Here is an 18,382-nt window from a genome sequence, read left to right as displayed (position 1 = left end):
CACAGTGAGCAACGGAAACGGCACCGACAAGGACGTCGTGGACGACACCACCGAAGCCGCGGAAAGCACCGCGAAAGAACCCACGTCGACTGCGGTTGAAACCGGCAGCCCCGCACCGGAACACGGCTTCCTGTATCGCCTGTACACCGGTACCGGCGCCGTTGACGTCGTCGGTAAGCGCAAGCTGTGGTTCGGCATCAGTGGTGCCTTCATGGTCATCGCGATTGTGTCGATCGCCATCAACTGGTTTGCGTTCGGCATCGACTTCAAGGGCGGCACCAAGGTGTCGTTCCCGAAGGGCGAGGCCACCGTCCAGCAGGCCGAGGACGTTTTCAGCCAGGCGCTGGGTCGCGACGCCGAATCGGTGGTCATCACCGGCAGCGGGGCCACCGCCTCGATTCAGATCCGCACGGAGACACTCGACAACGACGAATCCGCCAAGCTTCACAAGGCGCTTTTCGACAAGTTCGCGCCGAAGGGGCCGGACGGTAAGCCGTCCATCAACGCCATCAGCGATTCCACGGTGTCCGGGACCTGGGGCAGCCAGATCACCAACAAGGCGCTCTGGGCACTGGGCGTGTTCCTGGTGCTCGCCGGCATCTACATCGCCGTGCGCTATGAGCGTTACATGTCGCTGGCCGCGCTGGCCGCGCTGGTTTTCGATCTACTGGTCACCGCGGGTGTGTACTCGCTGGTGGGCTTCGAGGTTACCCCGGCGACGGTGATCGGTCTGCTGACCATTCTTGGATTCTCCTTGTACGACACCGTGATCGTGTTCGACAAGGTGGAGGAGAACACCCACGGCTTCCAGCACACCTCGCGGCGCACGTTCGCCGAACACGCCAACCTGGCCGTGAACCAGACCTTCATGCGTTCCATCAACACCAGCCTCATCTCGGCCATCCCGGTGCTCTCGCTCATCGTGGTCGCCATCTGGCTGCTGGGTGTCGGCACGCTGAAAGACCTGGCACTGGTTCAGCTGGTCGGCATCCTGGTGGGCACGTATTCGTCGATCTTCTTCGCGACACCGCTACTGGTGGCGCTGCGTGAGCGCACGGATCTGGTTGCGGGCCACACCAAGAAGGTGCTCAGCCGCCGCAGGCCCGACGCCGCACCTCTGGCCGACACGGGTTCGGCACGCAAGGCCGCCACAGTGGCGACGTCGGCGACATCCGATGCCGCCACCACCGCAGTGCGTCCCGCCAAACCCAGGCCTGGTGCCCGCCCTCAAGGTAAGCGAAACGCACGGCGGCACTGATGGATTCACGGGTTCCAGCACGGGCCGGGGCAAGACGAATCGCGCGTATCGGCGCCATCGCGACCACGGTGCTGCTCGCGACGGGACTATTGACCTCCTGTTGGACCTCGGCGGCGAAAACGCTGGACTACGCCGTCGACGGTCGCCTCACCACGTACAACGTCAATAGCGTCGCGGGTAACGCCTCGGCCGGAGCGCAGGCGTTCAACCGTGTGCTCACCGGTTTCGGCTTCCATGGACCGGACGGTCAGGTGATCGCCGACCACGACTTCGGCTCCGTCGAGGTCGTGGGCCGGATACCGCTGGTGCTCGACTACACCATCAACGAAAAGGCCGTCTACTCTGACGGCAAGCCAGTGACCTGCGAAGACATGGTGCTGTCCTGGTTCGCGCAATCCGGCAGGCTGCCTGATTTCGATGCCGCGAGCACGGCGGGATACGCCGATATCTCCACGGTTGACTGCAAGCCAGGGCAGAAGACCGCCCGGGTCACCTTCGCGCCCGATCGCGCCTTCACCGACTGGACGCAGTTGTTCACTGCCACAACGATGTTGCCGTGGCACGTGATCGCCGACAAGCTGGGTGGGAACATCGATCTGATCGGTGCCATCGCCGCCAACGATGTGCCGACGCTGCAGAAGATCGCCGATTTCTGGAACAACCAGTGGAACCTCGGGTCCGATCTGGACCTGGCGAAGTTCCCGTCGTCGGGTCCCTACAAACTCGACGGGTACAACGACGACGGATCCGTGGTGCTCGTCGCCAATGACAAGTGGTGGGGCAACCCGCCGGTGACCAAGCGGGTCACCGTGTGGCCGAGCGGGATCGACGTGCAAAAGCGGCTGTCCGACGGTGATCTGGAGGTGGTCGACGTCGCCGCCGGATCGGCCGGGACCCTCACCGCCCCCGATGGCTTCGTACGCACCGAGGAGCCCGGTTCGGGTGTGGAGCAGCTCATCTTCGGTGCCGGCGGATCGGTCGGAGCTCCCGATCTGCGCCGCGCCGTCGCCTTGTGCACGCCGCGCGATGCCATCGCGGGAATCGCCGGAGTGCCGGTGATGAACGCGCGGCTGGATAGCAGTATCGGGGACTCGTTCGCATCGGTGGAGGCAGCCGCCGAGGCGGGACGGTTCATGCACTCGGACCCGATCGCGGCCCGTGCCGCCGCCGCCAACCACCCGTTGATACTCCGCGTGGGATATCAGGCGCCCAATCCGCGTCGCGCGGCGATCGTGTCCGCCATGGCGCAGGCCTGCGAACCCGCCGGGATCACCGTGCAGGACGTCAGCTCTCCCGAGATCGGGCCACACTCGTTGCGGGACAACCAGGTTGATGCGTTGCTCAGCTCGATCGGTGGTGCTCCCGGAAGCGGGTCGACCGGTTCATGGCTCATGGATGCGTATGCGCTGCGTTCACGCGAAGGAAAGAACCCGGCGAACTACGCCAACGGTCAGATCGACGGCATCATTGCCGCGCTGGCGGTGACCACCAATGCCAAGGACCAGAGCCGGCTGCTCGGTGACGCCTCGGCGATCCTGTGGAACGACCTGCCGACGCTGCCGTTGTACCGGCAGCCGCGTGTGTTGATTGCGCCGAAGTCGATGTACGCCGCCACACCGAGCGTCACCCGATGGGGTGCGGGCTGGAACATGGATCGTTGGGTGCTTCCCGCATGACATCTGCGGACGCCGTCACGGCGCTCATCGACAGGCTCACCCGGAAGGTCGCCGACTTCCCCGAACCCGGGGTGCAGTTCAAGGACCTGACGCCGCTGTTCGCGGACGCCGACGGACTGTCGCGCGTCACCGACGCATTGGCGGAGGCGGCGTCGGGCGCCACGCTCATCGCCGGGATCGATGCGCGTGGCTTTCTGCTCGGGGCCGCCGTGGCGATCCGGCTCGGCGTGGGCGTGCTGGCAGTGCGCAAGGCTGGGAAGTTGCCACCGCCGGTGCATTCGCAGACCTACAAGCTTGAGTACGGCTCCGCGGCGCTGGAGATCCCCGCTGACGGGGTGCAACTCGCCGGCCATCGGGTGGCGATCATCGACGATGTGCTGGCCACCGGGGGAACGCTGGCGGCAACCGCGAGGCTGCTGAGCACGGCCGGAGCCGAAGTGATCAGTGCGGGTGTGGTGCTGGAATTGTCGGATCTGGGTGGCCGTGCGGCCGTGGCGCCGCTGCCATTAACTGCGCTGCGCGCGATCTGAGAGATAATCTATTGCGGTAGGAGGTGAACCGTGGCTGACGAGCACGTGCCCAGCGAGAATCAGGTCGCGGTCGAATCCCTGCCTGCCCTGAACGATCCCGGTCCGGTAACCGAGTCTCTGCGGGCAAGCGGCACCATGAGCGCATCGCGCCGGGTGCGGGCGCGGCTGGCACGGCGGATGACCGCGCAGCGCAGCGGAGTCAGCCCGGTCCTCGAACCGCTCATCTCCGTCCATCGTGAGTTCTACCCCAAGGCCGACCGGGCGGTGCTGCAGCGTGCCTACGAGGTGGCAGAAAGCCGGCACGCCGAACAATTCCGCAAGTCGGGTGATCCCTACATCACCCATCCGGTCGCCGTGGCGAACATCCTGGCCGAGCTGGGCATGGATACCACCACGCTGGTAGCCGCGATCCTGCACGACACCGTCGAAGACACCGGCTACAGCCTGGAGCAGCTGACCGTCGAATTCGGCACCGAGGTGGCCCACCTCGTGGACGGTGTGACCAAGCTCGACAAGGTGGTGCTGGGCAACGCCGCCGAAGGCGAAACCATTCGCAAGATGATCATCGCCATGGCGCGCGATCCGCGGGTGCTCGTCATCAAGGTGGCCGATCGGCTGCACAACATGCGCACCATGCGGTTCCTGCCGCCCGAGAAACAGGCCCGCAAGGCCCGCGAGACGCTGGAAGTGATTGCCCCGCTGGCGCACCGGCTGGGTATGGCCACCGTCAAGTGGGAGCTCGAAGACCTGTCCTTCGCGATCCTGCACCCCAAGAAGTACGAAGAGATCGTGCGCCTGGTGGCAGACCGGGCACCGTCGCGCGATACCTATCTGGCCAAGGTGCGTGCGGAAATCGTTGCGACCCTCAATGGTTCGCGCATCAGCGCCACCGTTGAGGGGCGTCCCAAGCATTATTGGTCGATCTACCAGAAGATGATAGTCAAGGGTCGCGACTTCGACGATATCCACGACTTGGTGGGTGTGCGCATCTTGTGCGACGAGATTCGCGACTGTTACGCCGCTGTCGGCGTGGTGCACTCGCTGTGGCAGCCCATGGCGGGCCGATTCAAGGACTACATCGCCCAACCACGGTTCGGCGTCTACCAGTCCTTGCACACCACGGTGGTCGGTCCGGAGGGCAAGCCTCTGGAAGTGCAGATCCGCACTCGGGATATGCACCGCACTGCCGAATACGGCATCGCCGCGCACTGGCGATACAAGGAGGCCAAGGGCCGCAACGCGGTTCCGCCCACCCATGCCGCCGCCGAGATCGACGACATGGCGTGGATGCGTCAGCTGCTCGACTGGCAGCGTGAGGCGGCCGACCCCGGCGAGTTCCTGGAGTCGCTGCGCTACGACCTGGCGGTGCAGGAGATCTTCGTATTCACACCCAAGGGCGACGTCATCACCCTGCCCGCCGGATCGACACCGGTGGACTTCGCCTACGCGGTGCACACCGAGGTGGGTCACCGTTGCATCGGTGCACGTGTCAACGGCCGGTTGGTGGCACTGGAACGCAAGCTCGAAAACGGGGAAGTGGTGGAGGTTTTCACCTCCAAGGCCGCCAACGCCGGACCTTCGCGGGACTGGCAGACCTTTGTGGTGTCGCCGCGCGCCAAGGCCAAGATCCGCCAGTGGTTCGCCAAGGAACGCCGCGAAGAGGCGCTCGAGGCCGGTAAGGATGCCATCGCGCGTGAGGTGCGCCGCGGTGGTCTTCCGTTGCAGCGCTTGGTCAATGGCGAGGGCATGGCCTCGTTGGCCCGAGAGCTGCGCTACCAGGACACGTCACAGCTCTACACCGCGGTCGGCGAGGGACATGTCTCGGCCCGGCACGTGGTACAGCGTCTTGTCGCGCAGCTCGGTGGCGTGGACAGCGCCGAGGAGGAGCTGGCGGAACGCTCCACCCCGTCGACCATGCCTATCCGGCAGCGGCGTTCCGAGGATGTCGGGGTGGCGGTGCCCGGGGCGCCGGGCGTGTTGACCAAGCTTGCCAAGTGCTGCACCCCGGTACCGGGGGACCAGATTCTCGGGTTCGTCACCCGCGGCGGGGGGGTCAGTGTGCACCGCACCGACTGCACCAATGCCGAATCGCTGCAGCAGCAGTCGGAACGGATCATCGAGGTGCACTGGGCGCCATCGGCGTCCTCTGTGTTCTTGGTGGCCATCCAGGTCGAGGCGCTGGACCGGCACCGGCTGCTCTCCGATGTGACCCGGGCCTTGGCCGATGAACGAGTGAACATCTTGTCGGCCTCGGTGACCACCTCAAACGATCGAGTTGCCATCAGCCGGTTCACCTTTGAGATGGGCGACCCCAAGCATCTCGGCCATGTCCTCAACGTGGTGCGCAATGTCGAGGGTGTCTACGACGTGTACCGGGTGACCAGCGCCGCCTAACCGCGCGGTTAGGCGTTGAATGCCTTGAGCGCGATCCGGGTGGCCGCGGCGATGGTCGGCTTACCTTTCGTAGACTTCGGATCGTCAGGAATCGCCAGCACCGCAACGACAATCGGCGCACGTCCCGGCGGCCAGATCACCGCGATGTCGTTGGTTTCACCCTTGAACCCGCCGCCGGTCTTGTCGCCGACAGTCCATCCGGCGGGAACTCCGGCGCGGACCGACTGGTCACCGGTCGTGTTGCGCTTCAACCAGTCGGTGAGCAGATCGCGCCCCTGCGCATCCAACCCTTCGTCGAGGGCCAGCCTGCGCAGATTGGTCGCCAGCTGCAATGGCGTCGAGGTGTCCAAATCGCCGTCGGGGATGTTCAAATCCTCCTCGAGGCGATCCATGCGAGAAACGTTGTCGCCCAAGCTTCGGACGTATTTCTCCGTCTCCTTCGGGCCGCCGAGCTCGGCGATCAGCAGATTGGCGCCGGTGTTGTCGCTGTAGCGGATCGTCGCATCGCACAACTCCGCAATAGTCATGCCCTCGCCAACGTGCTGGGAAGCGATGGGCGCCCACTCCATGATGTCGGCCTGCGTGTACTGAATTCGCTTGTCCAACAGGCCCGGTTCGCTGAGGCGACGGTGCAAGATGGCCGACACGATGAACGTCTTCACCGTCGAGCACATGATGAAACGTTCATTGGTCCGGTGGCTCAGCGTGTCACCGGACCCGGTGTCCAATGCGTGCACGCCGAGGCGCCCACCGAAATCTTTTTCCAGCGAGGCCAGTTCGGTCGATTTCTGTTGGCGGTCGTCGGCGCGTGAACAACCGACGGCCGCCACACCGACTGCCGAGAGACCACCGACGAGCACCGCGCGACGCGAGATCATGTCAGTCGAGCTGCAGGTCGATGATCTTCACTTCCTGGGCAGGCTCGCCGTCGCTCGAGCCACGTGCGCCCGGCTTGATGCCGTTCTTGGCGATCTTGGCCAGGGTGTCCAGGCCGGTCTTGTCGATGGTGCCGAATTTGGTGTAGTTCGGCGGCAACTTCGAGTCGGCGTACACCATGAAGAACTGACTGCCGTTGGTATTGGGCCCCGAGTTGGCCATGGCCAGCGTGCCGGCCGGATAGTCGATGGGGCTGCTGCTCGAATCGCCCGGTGTCACCGGGTACTCGTCAGTGAACTGGTAGCCGGGGCCGCCTGTGCCGGTCCCGGTGGGATCACCGCACTGCAGGACCGAAAGCTGGCCGCCGCCGGTGATGCGATGACAGGTGGTGTTGTCGAAGAACCCCTTCTGGGCCAGGCTGACGAAGCTGTTGACGGTGCAGGTGGCCCGCGCGTTATCCAGTTCCAGACCGATGTTGCCCTGGTTGGTCTTCATGCTCATGCTGATCTGCGCGGGGGTGTTGGGGATCTTGCCCGAGCGCGGCGGGTCCACCTTCTTTGCGGCCGAACCGGCGGCCGGATACGTGCATTCGACCTCGCCGGCCGACGGGGCAGGCGCAGCCTGGGCGGTCGGCTTATCGCCCTTGTTGACGGCGAACCACGCGGTAATGGCTACCGCGGCTACGACGGCGACGACCGCGACACCGCTGATCGCCCAGATCCGCTGCTTGCGGGCGCGTTCGGCACGGTTTTCCAGCTGTCGCTCCAGCTTGCGCTTGGCAGTCTGACGTCGCTGCTCGTTGGTCGGCACCGTCTCTCCTTCTAGGGCTTCCGTTGAAGAATCAATGAAGAATCTAGGTCGCCAGAGAGTGTGCCAGCCACACCTGAGAGAAGGTGCAGGACCCGCCGCCTAAGCTGGTCGGGTGCTGATCACCGGATTTCCCGCGGGCATGTTCGCCACGAACTGCTACATCGTGGCGCCTCATGAGGGCGGCCCTGCCGTCATTGTCGACCCAGGCCAGGACGCCATCCCCGGCGTCAAGGAGATCCTCGCCGAACGCGACCTCACTCCCGCGGCCGTGCTGCTGACGCACGGGCATCTGGATCACACCTGGACGGCGCAGCCGCTTGCCGACGAATACGGGATTCCCGTCTACATCCATCCCGACGACCGAGCGATGCTCGCCGACCCGCTCGCCGGGATCGGCCCGGGGCTGGGCCAGTTCATTCAAGGCCAGGAATTCACCGAGCCCAAGGAGCTCGTCGAGATCGGTGACGGCGACAAACTCGAGCTCGCCGGGATCACGCTCACCGTCGATCACACGCCGGGGCACACTCGCGGCTCCGTCGTCTTCGGTATCGAAGTGGACAGCGACAACGGACCCATCGACGTGGTGTTCAGCGGCGACACGCTCTTCCAGATGTCGATCGGGCGCACCGATCTACCCGGCGGAAACCACCAGCAGCTGCTCGACTCGATCGCAGCCAAACTGCTGACCCGCGACGACTCCACTGTCGTGCTGCCAGGCCATGGCAACGCCACGAGCATCGGCGATGAGCGGCGCGCCAACCCATTCCTCGAGGAAATCCAGTGAGCGAAAAGACCTTTAGTGCCCCCAAGGGCATTCCGGATTACACACCGCCCGATTCGGCGCAGTTCCTGGCCGTCCGCGACGGACTGCTGGAGCAGGCACGGCTGGCCGGATACGGCTACATCGAGCTGCCGATCTTCGAGGACACCGGACTGTTCGCCCGCGGTGTGGGCGAGTCCACCGATGTGGTCAGCAAGGAGATGTACACCTTCGCCGACCGTGGTGATCGGTCAGTGACGCTGCGTCCCGAGGGCACGGCGTCGGTGATGCGCGCCGTCATCGAGCACGGACTGGACCGCGGCCAGCTTCCGGCGAAACTTCGTTACGCCGGGCCCTTTTTCCGGTATGAGCGTCCGCAAGCAGGCCGCTACCGCCAGCTGCAGCAGGTGGGGGTGGAGGCCATCGGAGTCGACGATCCGGCGCTGGACGCCGAGGTGATCGCGATTGCCGATGCCGGGTACCGCTCCCTGGGCCTGACGGGCTTTCGCCTGGAGATCAGCTCGTTGGGCGACGCCTCCTGCCGGCCGCAATACCGAGAGCTGTTGCAAGAATTCCTCTTCGGCCTGGACCTCGATGAGGCAACGCGGGAACGCGCCCGTATCAACCCCATTCGGGTGCTCGACGACAAGCGACCCGAGGTACGCGAGATGACGGCCAACGCGCCGCTCATGCTCGACCACCTCTCCGAGGAAGCCAAGGCCCATTTCGACCAGGTCCTCGGTCATTTGGACGCGCTGGGGGTGCAGTACGTGGTGAGCCCGCGTCTGGTACGCGGCCTGGACTACTACACCAAGACCACCTTCGAGTTCGTGCACGACGGGCTGGGCGCCCAATCCGGTATCGGTGGCGGTGGGCGCTACGACGGACTGATGGCGCAGCTCGGCGGACAGTCGTTGTCGGGTATCGGGTTTGGGCTCGGTGTGGACAGAACTCTGCTCGCGTTGCGCGCCGAGGGTGTCACGGTGGGAGATGGCGGGCGCTGCGAAGTGTTCTGTGTCCCCCTGGGGCAGGATGCCAAATCGGTACTGGTGAAGGTGGCGGCACAGCTGCGGAGTGCGGGGATTCGCACCGATATCGCGTACGGAGACCGCGGACTCAAGGGTGCGATGCGCGGTGCGGACCGTTCGGGTGCCTCGATTGCACTCGTCGCGGGGGATCGGGAAATCGCTGAGGGAAACATTGAGCTCAAGACGCTGGCCGACGGCGTGCAGCAGCCCGTGTCGATCGGTTCGATTGTCGGCGAAGTAACGGCGCGGCTAGCATCGCGGATATGACAGGCATGGGACGTATCACAGGAGCACTGCTCGCCACCGCAAGTACCGCAACCCTGACGCTGTCGTCGATGGCCATGGCCCCGATGGCGGAGGCAGCCCCGCACCAGGTGAAATACGTCATCAGCTCCGATCGTGACTTCCTGTCGCAGACCCTGGTCCTGCAGAACGAGCCGCCGAACAAGGCTGCGTACGACTCGGAGTCGAGCAAGTACCTGGTGCGCAACTCGACCCGCATCGCACCCGACGCGCCCTTCGTTGTCGAGACCTCGCTGAACGACCCGACGCAATGGGCATACGTGAGCGCCAGCGCGGCGGCCAAGGCCGTTACCGGCGCGCCCGTCTTCCACTGCGAGGTCTACGTGGACGGCACTCTCGCCACCCAGGCTGATGGGGAGACCGCGGTCACCTGTTCACTGCGCAAGTGGTGACTCACTAGTTCCCGACTCGAAATCTCTGTCGCACCCCTGGCTTTGAGCACGACAACTGGTTCCTCAGTGCCGCACACACCGACGCCGACATCGATGAAGCATTCGAGTCATTGGCACGGAATCGGTGACCTCGATGAAGGTCACTGCCGCCATACTTGAATAATCCGGGCGGGCAAGGGCCTACACGGGAAGTGCGGTGACCGGCTGCCCGTCCCGGCGGCGCGGGTACGTCTGTGCGCTGACGCCGACTGTGGAAGCGCGCACCGTGGTGGGGAGCCACCAGGGGACGGCTGTGCCGTCCCGGAAAATTTCGGGCTGTGCGCAACTGTGGCGAGCGGGGAAATTGTCTGTGGAGAAACTTATTTCGCCCCGGGATGGAACTCGGACACATCAACGAGGCAATGGATCAGCGTGCCGACGGGCTGGCCATCCGTCAGGTGATCATGTTCGATCAGCCGGCGAATACGTAGACCCAGGCCGTCGCGCCGGAGCGCAGCGGCACCGAAATGCGCCGGTAGTCCTCGACTTCGTACTCGTCGGCAGCGGCGAGCTGTTCGGCAGTGATGGAGAAAACCGTCCCGGGAACCTCCGCCGCGGCATCGGCCGACGGGCGCAGGATGGGATGGCGATCGCTGCCACTGGTCGCGATGACATGCGGGTCGGTGATGGTCACGTAGTCCAGATCGAATCCCACGATGGCATCGGTATGCCCGTCGAGCTCCTGCCCGAAGGTGGTGCGCTGCACGTCGGGCTGTTGCAGGGTGCCGTAGGAAAACAGGAGTTCGGTCGCGGTATCCGTCACACCCTAAGTCAATCAGGCCGCCGTCGGGGACGCATATGGTGTCAGCCGCCGAACTGCCCGGGCTGCGGCGCTTTGCGGATCGTGCCGCCCGCGGCAGCCATGGTGCCGGCCAACGCGCTCACATCTGCCGCGGAATCGACGTCGTGCGCCAGCGTGATTCCCGAGACTTGTGCATGGTCGCCGGGCGTGGCGAGGTCCTCGTTGAACTTGTCCGCGAGGAAGAAGCCCAGCAATTGTCCCGGCGCGCGTTGGTAGAAGATGATTTCACCCTCGACATCCAGTAACGGGGCCTAGCCCAGCGCACCACAGAAATCGCGGGTGGCATCCAGATCCGTTGCGGCGATGGTGCCAAAGTGCAACTGCTGCTTCATGACACCAAGCCTAGATTCGTGTTCTGACATGACGCGGGGGATTGACAGGACATCGAACATATGTTCGCATAGAGACATGCGGTGGGACGGCCAGACATTGGGCGCTGAGGATGGCGCGCTCCCTGGCTTGGAGCGCATCGGTCTGGTGCGCAGTGTGCGCACACCCGAATTCGAGGGCATCACATTCCATGAGGTGCTGTGCAAGTCTGCGCTCAACAAGGTTCCTGCCGTGTCGATGCTACCGTTTCGGTTCACGGTCAATGCGTTTCGCGGTTGTGCGCATGCCTGCCGCTATTGTTTCGCCCGGCCGACGCACGAGTACCTGGAATTCGACAGCGGAGCTGATTTCGACAACCAGATCGTCGTGAAGACCAATCTGGTTGCGGTGCTGAGGAAAGAGCTGGGCCGCAAGTCATGGGGCCGTGAGACGGTCGCGCTCGGTACCAACACCGATCCGTACCAGAGGGCTGAAGGACGCTATCAGCTGATGCCAGGAGTCATTGCGGCGCTGGCAGATTCGGGCACGCCCATATCCATTCTGACCAAAGGCACCCTGCTGCGCAGGGACCTACCGCTGCTGGCCGGGGCGGCCCAGCAGGTACCGGTGAGTCTGGGGATATCACTGGCGATAGGCGATGAGGTACTACATCAGGAAGTCGAGTCGGGGGTGCCCTCGCCGCAAGCGCGACTGTCGCTGATCGCCGCGACACGCGAGGCCGGGTTCGAACCGCATGTAATGGTGGCGCCGGTGCTTCCGTTTCTCACCGACACCGTGGAACATCTCGATGATCTGTTGAGCCGCATCGCGGATGCGGGCGCGGCGGGTGTGACGGTCTTTCCTCTGCATTTACGCGGGACGACACGCGGCTGGTTCATGTCCTGGATATCGGATTCCCACCCCGAGCTTGTCAGCCGATATCGCGAGCTGTACCGCAAGGGTGCATACGTACCCGCGGAGTATCGGGCATGGCTGCGTGAGCGAGTGGCGCCGCTGGTGAACAAATACGGGCTGGCGTCACACCGGGAGGAAACTCCAGCGAGGACACCGAAAACGACGCCGGTGCTGGAGCCCACCCTGTTCTAGTGAGTCCCTGAATCTAGTTCAGGCTCTGGGCATTGAAGGTGTCGCAGGTGCGGTAATCGCCGGTGCTGTATCCCTGTGTGAACCACCGCTGACGCTGCCCGGACGAACCATGTGACCACGCCTCGGGGTTGACCCGTCCGGTCGCCCGCTTCTGGATGCGGTCATCGCCGACCGACGACGCCGCCGACAGCGCGTCGCGAATGTCCTGATCCGTCAAGGGCTTCAGGAAGGGGACACCGGTGCCTTCCTGGACGGTGGTCGACGCGTGCTTCGCCCAGACACCGGCGTAGCAATCGGCCTGCAGCTCGGTGCAGACGCCGCCACCGGCCTGTCCCTCCGCGCAGCGATGATTCTTGCCCAGCACGCCGAACAGGTTCTGGACATGGTGACCGAACTCGTGAGCCACCACATACTCCTGTGCCAACGGACCTCCGCTGGAACCGAACTGGTCAACCAGGACCTGAAAGAAACTGGTGTCGAAGTAGGCGGTGCGGTCGGCGGGGCAGTAGAAGGGGCCCACCTCGGTGGTGGCCGCACCGCATCCGGTGTCCACCTGGTTACTGAACAGCTTGACGTTCGGTCGCGGGTACTTCGGGCCGAGGATCTGTGTCCAGACGGCGTCCACCGAGTTGCCGGTGGCGATGATGCGGCAGTCCAATGCCTTGTTCGCGTCAGCACCTGTCTTGCAGTGGGTGAAATCCTGGGTCTGCTCTTGGGCCGGGCCCACCTGCTGTTGGCCCTGTTGCTGGAGAACCTGGCTGGGGTCGCCGCCGAGCAGCATGACCACCACGGCGATCAGTAACCCGCCCACGCCACCGCCGATGGCCATCTTGGGGCCGCGGCCCATGCCGCCGCCCGAGGTGGTGCTGGTGTCGATCTGCATGCCTTCGTTGAAGGTCATTGGTCTGCCACTCCCATGTGTTCCGGGGCGATCGTTGCTCGCGCTGCCGCCCACCTTTGCATACTCCAGCGACGCTCGGGTCGCTAGAGGGTCGGCGAGTTTTTCACCCACGGCTCGGCTTGTCGTCACCGGCGGCTCGCCCCCACCCGCACTACGATTCGATACGTGGCCGTTGACGTCGCCCTACCGACAATCGTCCGCACGCCATTGGGGGATCTGCGCGGCACCATCGACGGTGGGGTTTCCGTCTGGCGCGGGGTGCCGTATGCGCAGCAGCCCGTCGAGCAGCTTCGATTTTTGGCACCCGTGCCGTTGGAGCCTTGGGACGGCGTGCGCGATGCCATCGAGCACGCTCCGTTGCCCCCGCAAGGAAAATCGTTCGTGGGCGCCGGACGCGATGACCCGAAGATTCGCGGCGAAGAATGCCTGACTCTCACCGTATGGTCGCCGGACGTGCGTGCCAGCCTCCCGGTGATGGTGTGGATACCCGGTGGTGCCTTCGTGTTCGGCGCCGGCCAGCTGGAGTTGTACAGCGGGGCGCGGCTCGCCGCCAACGGCAACGTCGTCGTCGTCAATGTCACGTACCGCATCGGAGCCCTGGGCGGGTTGGAGCTCAGCGCGCTGGGAGAGGGCTTCGACGACAACCTGGCGCTACGCGATCAAATCGCCGCGCTCACCTGGGTGCGGGACAACATCGCGGCCTTCGGCGGCGATCCCGATCACGTCACGATCTTCGGTGAGTCGGCCGGGGCGACATCGGTGCTGGCGCTGCTGGCGAGTCCGGCGGCGGAAGGACTGTTCGGCCGTGCCATTGCGCAGAGTCCGGCACTGCCACTGATCGCCGACAAGGCACTGCGTGACAGGCGTGCGCATCGATACCTTGAGCTACTCGATGTCACCGACCCGAGCAGGCTCAAGGTCCTGCCGCAGCGCGAACTGCGCCGCGGTGCGGCCAAACTGCAGATCGAGAGCGCGACCGAGACCCCGGTCCTCGGATACGGGCTCGCGCACGGCACCGAGCTGCTGCCGCATCACCCGATCGAGGCGGCTCGGCGCGGTGAGGTGCACCAGGTGCCGCTCATCATCGGGTCCAACAGCCATGAGGCATCGATGTTCGCCCGCGTGAAACCGCCGATGCTGCCCACCACGGAGCCGACGGTCAACGGCTACTTCAACCGAGTGGGCCCGGAGTATCAAGACGCGATCATCGCCTCCTACCCGGGATATCCGAGCCGCCAGGCGCTCGTCGCAGTGGGCTCCGATGCCATGTTCGCCGCCCCCATGTGGGCTTTCGCCGATGCCTACAGCGCCTTCGTCGATACCTACATGTACCGCTTCGATCACACTGCGTGGGGACTCAAACTCCTTGGCCTGGGCGCCACCCACGGCAGCGAGATCGTGCACGTCCAGCACAGTTATGGATCCTTCGTGGGCATGTTGTTGAGTCCGTTGGGTGCGCGGATGATGCCGTCTGTCGGGCGTCGCATGCAACGGGCCTGGCTGGACTTCGCCACCGGAGCAGGGCCGCAGGACTGGCCCACCTACGGCGCAGACGGTCGACGAACCCGGATCATCCGGTCCCGATCCGATGTCACTATCGAAGACCCGGACTCGGTGCGCCGCATCGCCTGGGCTCAGGTGCACTGAGCCTCGAGCTTGGGTGCGAGCCTGGCGCGGAAATTCGGTCCGAAAGTCGCGTGAGGCTCGCACTCGTCAGGGCTGGAGACCCGGGCCGCTAGGCTCGGTAGCCGTAAGGGCTCGCCATCAGGGCAGGCCCATTGGTCCCATGAAGAGGGGATGTTTCGTGCTGCGCACTCATGACGCCGGTTCGTTGCGGGAGTCGGACGCCGGGCAGAGAGTGACGCTTGCCGGTTGGGTAGCCCGACGGCGTGACCATGGCGGCGTCATCTTCATCGATCTGCGTGACGCCTCCGGGGTCTCCCAGGTCGTGTTCCGGGATGACGCGGTGCTGGAGCAGGCCCATCGGTTGCGCGCCGAGTTCTGCGTCGAGGTCACCGGTGTCGTGGAGGTCCGGCCCGATGGCAACGCCAACGACGAGATCGCCACCGGTCAGATCGAGGTCAATGCCGCCGAACTGAAGGTGCTCAACGAGAGCGCGCCGCTGCCGTTCCAACTCGACGAGACCGCGGGCGAAGAAGCGCGTCTGCGGTATCGCTACCTAGACCTGCGCCGCGAGGGGCCGGGCAATGCAATCAGGTTGCGCTCCAAGGCGAACGCCGCGGCACGCACGGTGCTGTCCCGCCACGATTTCGTCGAGGTAGAGACCCCGACACTGACGCGTTCGACACCGGAAGGAGCACGCGACTTCCTGGTCCCGGCGCGTCTGCAGCCGGGCAGCTTCTACGCGCTGCCGCAGAGCCCGCAGCTGTTCAAGCAGCTGCTCATGGTCGCCGGCATGGAGCGGTACTACCAGATCGCGCGCTGCTACCGGGATGAGGATTTCCGCGCGGACCGGCAGCCCGAGTTCACCCAGCTCGACATCGAGATGAGCTTCGTGGACCAGGACGATGTCATCGCGCTGGCCGAGGAGATCCTCGTCGCACTGTGGGACCTGATCGGCTATCACGTGCCGACGCCCATCGCCCGCATCACGTATGCCGAGGCGATGCGCCGATACGGCAGTGACAAGCCGGACCTGCGGTTCGGGCTGGAGCTGGTGGAGTGCACCGACTACTTCTCCGAGACCAGCTTCCGGGTGTTCCAGGCTCCGTACGTGGGCGCGGTGGTGATGCCCGGGGGCGCCGATCAGCCACGCCGCACGCTGGACGGCTGGCAGGAGTTCGCCAAGCAGCGCGGGCACAAGGGGCTCGCTTACGTATTGGTGGCCGAGGACGGCACCCTCGGTGGACCCGTCGCCAAGAATCTGTCCGACGCGGAACGTGACGGGCTGGCCGCGCACGTTGGCGCCAGCCCGGGTGACTGCATCTTCTTCTCGGCAGGCGCCGCCAAGTCCTCGCGCGCGTTGTTGGGCTCGGTGCGTGGTGAGGTAGCGCAGCGCCTCGGGCTGATCGACCCCGACGCCTGGGCCTTCACCTGGGTGGTGGACGCTCCGCTCTTCGAACCCGCCGGTGACGCGACTGCCGCCGGTGACGTGGCCGTCGGCTCGGGCGCGTGGACCGCGGTGCACCACGCCTTCACCTCGCCGAAACCGGAGTCGGAGAATACCTTTGACACCGATCCGGGGTCGGCACTGGCCTACGCCTACGACATCGTGTGCAACGGGCACGAGATCGGTGGCGGTTCGATCCGTATTCACCGCCGCGACGTTCAGGAACGGGTGTTCCAGGTGATGGGCATCAGCAACGAGGATGCTCAGGAGAAATTCGGGTTCCTGCTGGACGCTTTCGCTTTCGGTGCGCCTCCGCACGGTGGCATCGCCTTCGGCTGGGACCGGGTGACCGCGTTGCTGGCCGGTACGTCCTCGATCCGCGAGGTCATCGCCTTCCCGAAGTCCGGTGGCGGCGTGGATCCGCTGACCGACGCACCGGCACCGATCACGGCGGCCCAGCGCAAGGAATCCGGGATCGACGCCAAACCCGACAAGGCCGACAAGGCCGACAAGGTGGATAAGCCGGCGGACGCGTAGCGCACGTGCTGCACGTCAGGGTGATCGCGCCTACCGATCTGTCGGATCAGGTGGTGGAATTCCTGTCCACCACCACCGGCGTCGCGCACATCGTCCGCGTGCCCAAGGCTGCGATCAGCCCGGCCGGCGACGTCATCACTGCCGATGTCGCTCGCGAGACCGCCAATGAGGTGCTCGACGGGTTGAAGTCGATCGATATCGACAAGCGTGGATCGATCACCGCCGAGGTGCTCGACACGGTCATCTCGCAGACCGCCTATGAGGCCGAGGACGACGCGGAAGGCGACCCTGCCGACGCCGTCATCTGGGACGAGCTGATCGGGCGCACCCGCGAGGAGTCCACTCTCAACCTGACATTTCTGGCCTTCTTATGCCTGGCCTGCCTGATCGCCGCTGTCGGTGTAGTCACCGATTCGCCGGTCACCATCGTGGGTGCCATGGTGGTCGGACCCGAGTTCGGCCCGCTTGCCGCGCTGGCGGTTTCAATTGTGCGGCGCACATGGTCGCTGGCCCGGCGGTCGCTACTGGCGTTGCTTGTCGGTTTCCCGGTGGCGATGGGGGTCACCGCCGTTGGCACGTTGGCGGCCGAGGCCGCCGGGTGGGTCACGTTGAAGAGTGTGCGTGAGCTGCAGCAGGTCGACTTCGTGTTTCAGGTGGGGCCGTTCTCTCTGGTGGTCGCGTTGTTGGCCGGCGCCGCGGGGATGCTCTCGTTGATGTCGGCGAAATCGTCAGCCCTGGTGGGCGTTTTCATCTCGGTCACCACAGTGCCGGCGGCAGGGCTTGCGGTGGTGGCGGCCACGGTGGGGGAATGGGATATCGCCGGACTTTCCGCGCTGCAGCTGGCGGTCAACCTTTTCGGCATCGTCCTGGCCGGGGTGTTGGTGCTACTGGTGCGGCCGCGAGGGCTGCGCTAGGCGATCTCGCCGATGTCGGTGACTCGCTGATCGAACTCGGCATCAGCATCGGTATGAGCCAAAGCGGGGTCACCGTATTCGTCCGGCCGTGAGACGAAGACGGTGCCCATCCCGATGTCCCGTGCGGCCCGCAGGTCATAAGGATGCGCCGCCACCATCGCCGCCTCACCGGGCTGCACCCCCAGGTAGCGCAGTGCATGCCGGTACACCACCGGGTGCGGCTTGAAGTGCCCGAACACCTCGGCGGTCAGCACCGCGTCCCACGAAATGCCCAGGCGTTTGAACAGATTCACCATGGTGGCCATATCGGTGTTGGACAACGTCGCGATGACGGCCCGCGACCGCAGGGCCGACAGGCCGGCGGGCACGTCGGGCCACGGAACCAGCCGTTGCCAGCTGGACGCGACCGCATTCGCGATGACACGCTCCGGGCGCGGCAGTCCAAATGTCCCGCAGACATCGGCGAAACCGGCCGCATACAGATCCTGCACCTGGGTCCAGTCGTCGACCGACTGGGTCAGACTCGAGACACGCTCGAAATAGTCTGTGCGCCAGGCCCGTGTGAATGCCGCTGCGTCAATGTCGGGGGCGTACTCGGCAACCGCGTGTGACACCGGCTCGAAGAAGTCGAGCAGCGTGCCCTGCACGTCGAACAGGTATGCCTTGTAGCGCAACG

Annotated in this window: 16 protein-coding genes and 1 pseudogene; 11 read left to right on the top strand and 6 right to left on the bottom strand. The window is 65.1% G+C overall.

Annotation, left to right across the window (positions count from 1 at the left end; all coding sequences use genetic code 11):
- Positions 1 to 4 precede the first annotated feature (4 nt).
- Genes secF through B4393_RS19830 form a run of 4 tightly spaced genes read left to right on the top strand, consistent with a single transcriptional unit; the run spans position 5 to position 5,858 of the window.
- Positions 5 to 1,258 (top strand): protein translocase subunit SecF, encoded by a 1,254-nt coding sequence (secF, locus tag B4393_RS19845; protein WP_078335572.1) that lies wholly within the window; start codon positions 5 to 7, stop codon positions 1,256 to 1,258.
- Positions 1,258 to 2,934 (top strand): ABC transporter substrate-binding protein, encoded by a 1,677-nt coding sequence (locus B4393_RS19840; protein WP_078335529.1) that lies wholly within the window; start codon positions 1,258 to 1,260, stop codon positions 2,932 to 2,934. The genes secF and B4393_RS19840 overlap by 1 nt, the downstream gene beginning before the upstream one ends.
- Positions 2,931 to 3,464: an adenine phosphoribosyltransferase gene (locus tag B4393_RS19835; protein WP_070939489.1), complete on the top strand. Its 534-nt coding sequence runs from the start codon at positions 2,931 to 2,933 to the stop codon at positions 3,462 to 3,464. The genes B4393_RS19840 and B4393_RS19835 overlap by 4 nt, the downstream gene beginning before the upstream one ends.
- Before the next feature lie 30 nt (positions 3,465 to 3,494).
- Positions 3,495 to 5,858: a RelA/SpoT family protein gene (locus B4393_RS19830; RefSeq protein WP_078277962.1), complete on the top strand. Its 2,364-nt coding sequence runs from the start codon at positions 3,495 to 3,497 to the stop codon at positions 5,856 to 5,858.
- A gap of 8 nt (positions 5,859 to 5,866) precedes the next feature.
- Here B4393_RS19830 and blaMAB read toward each other — a convergent pair whose 3' ends face one another.
- A complete protein-coding gene (gene blaMAB, locus B4393_RS19825) occupies positions 5,867 to 6,736 on the bottom strand; it encodes an MAB family class A beta-lactamase (RefSeq protein ID WP_078335528.1) in 870 nt (289 codons plus the stop codon).
- Between the two features lies 1 nt (position 6,737).
- Positions 6,738 to 7,544 (bottom strand): peptidylprolyl isomerase, encoded by an 807-nt coding sequence (locus tag B4393_RS19820; protein WP_078335527.1) that lies wholly within the window; start codon positions 7,542 to 7,544, stop codon positions 6,738 to 6,740.
- Between the two features lie 112 nt (positions 7,545 to 7,656).
- Here B4393_RS19820 and B4393_RS19815 point away from each other — a divergent pair, with 112 nt between their 5' ends.
- The 3 genes from B4393_RS19815 to B4393_RS19805 are packed head-to-tail and all read left to right on the top strand — an operon-like array spanning position 7,657 to position 10,027.
- Positions 7,657 to 8,328 carry an MBL fold metallo-hydrolase gene (locus B4393_RS19815; protein WP_078277959.1) on the top strand — a complete coding sequence of 224 codons (672 nt, stop codon included), beginning with the start codon at positions 7,657 to 7,659 and terminating at the stop codon, positions 8,326 to 8,328.
- Positions 8,325 to 9,599 carry a histidine--tRNA ligase gene (gene hisS, locus B4393_RS19810; protein WP_078335526.1) on the top strand — a complete coding sequence of 425 codons (1,275 nt, stop codon included), beginning with the start codon at positions 8,325 to 8,327 and terminating at the stop codon, positions 9,597 to 9,599. The genes B4393_RS19815 and hisS overlap by 4 nt, the downstream gene beginning before the upstream one ends.
- Before the next feature lie 5 nt (positions 9,600 to 9,604).
- Positions 9,605 to 10,027, top strand: a complete 423-nt coding sequence (locus B4393_RS19805; RefSeq protein ID WP_078335571.1) for a hypothetical protein — start codon at positions 9,605 to 9,607, stop codon at positions 10,025 to 10,027.
- Between the two features lie 451 nt (positions 10,028 to 10,478).
- Here B4393_RS19805 and B4393_RS19800 read toward each other — a convergent pair whose 3' ends face one another.
- Both B4393_RS19800 and B4393_RS19795 read right to left on the bottom strand, forming a co-directional pair.
- The gene (locus B4393_RS19800; RefSeq protein WP_078335525.1) at positions 10,479 to 10,829 is read right to left on the bottom strand and encodes a gamma-glutamylcyclotransferase family protein; all 351 of its coding nucleotides are present in this window, start codon (positions 10,827 to 10,829) and stop codon (positions 10,479 to 10,481) included.
- 44 nt (positions 10,830 to 10,873) lie between these two features.
- Positions 10,874 to 11,200 (bottom strand): annotated as a pseudogene (locus B4393_RS19795) (VOC family protein); the annotation flags it as partial.
- 76 nt (positions 11,201 to 11,276) lie between these two features.
- On the opposite strand from B4393_RS19795, the gene B4393_RS19790 reads away from it, so the two are divergent.
- Positions 11,277 to 12,284, top strand: a complete 1,008-nt coding sequence (locus tag B4393_RS19790; RefSeq protein WP_078335524.1) for an Rv2578c family radical SAM protein — start codon at positions 11,277 to 11,279, stop codon at positions 12,282 to 12,284.
- Positions 12,285 to 12,297: 13 nt separating this feature from the next.
- Here the strand turns inward: B4393_RS19790 and ypfJ are convergent, their stop codons facing one another.
- Positions 12,298 to 13,185: a KPN_02809 family neutral zinc metallopeptidase gene (gene ypfJ / locus B4393_RS19785; protein ID WP_078335523.1), complete on the bottom strand. Its 888-nt coding sequence runs from the start codon at positions 13,183 to 13,185 to the stop codon at positions 12,298 to 12,300.
- Between the two features lie 156 nt (positions 13,186 to 13,341).
- Between ypfJ and B4393_RS19780 the strand changes: the two genes are divergently transcribed.
- The 3 genes from B4393_RS19780 (at position 13,342) to B4393_RS19770 (ending at position 17,706) form a co-directional block, all read left to right on the top strand.
- A complete protein-coding gene (locus B4393_RS19780) occupies positions 13,342 to 14,832 on the top strand; it encodes a carboxylesterase/lipase family protein (RefSeq protein WP_413816158.1) in 1,491 nt (496 codons plus the stop codon).
- A 157-nt stretch (positions 14,833 to 14,989) separates the two neighbouring features.
- Positions 14,990 to 16,792 (top strand): aspartate--tRNA ligase, encoded by a 1,803-nt coding sequence (gene aspS, locus B4393_RS19775; protein ID WP_078335521.1) that lies wholly within the window; start codon positions 14,990 to 14,992, stop codon positions 16,790 to 16,792.
- Positions 16,793 to 16,797: 5 nt separating this feature from the next.
- Positions 16,798 to 17,706 (top strand): DUF389 domain-containing protein, encoded by a 909-nt coding sequence (locus B4393_RS19770; RefSeq protein WP_078335520.1) that lies wholly within the window; start codon positions 16,798 to 16,800, stop codon positions 17,704 to 17,706.
- Here B4393_RS19770 and B4393_RS19765 read toward each other — a convergent pair.
- Positions 17,703 to 18,380: a haloacid dehalogenase type II gene (locus B4393_RS19765; protein ID WP_078335519.1), complete on the bottom strand. Its 678-nt coding sequence runs from the start codon at positions 18,378 to 18,380 to the stop codon at positions 17,703 to 17,705. The two genes, B4393_RS19770 and B4393_RS19765, sit on opposite strands and share 4 nt — an antisense overlap.
- Between the last annotated feature and the right edge of the window lie 2 nt (positions 18,381 to 18,382).

It is taken from the genome of Mycobacteroides franklinii (assembly GCF_002013895.1).
GTDB lineage: Bacteria > Actinomycetota > Actinomycetes > Mycobacteriales > Mycobacteriaceae > Mycobacterium > Mycobacterium franklinii.
The sequence above is the reverse complement of the archived record's forward strand: the minus strand, read 5'-3'. Positions and strand labels throughout refer to the sequence as shown.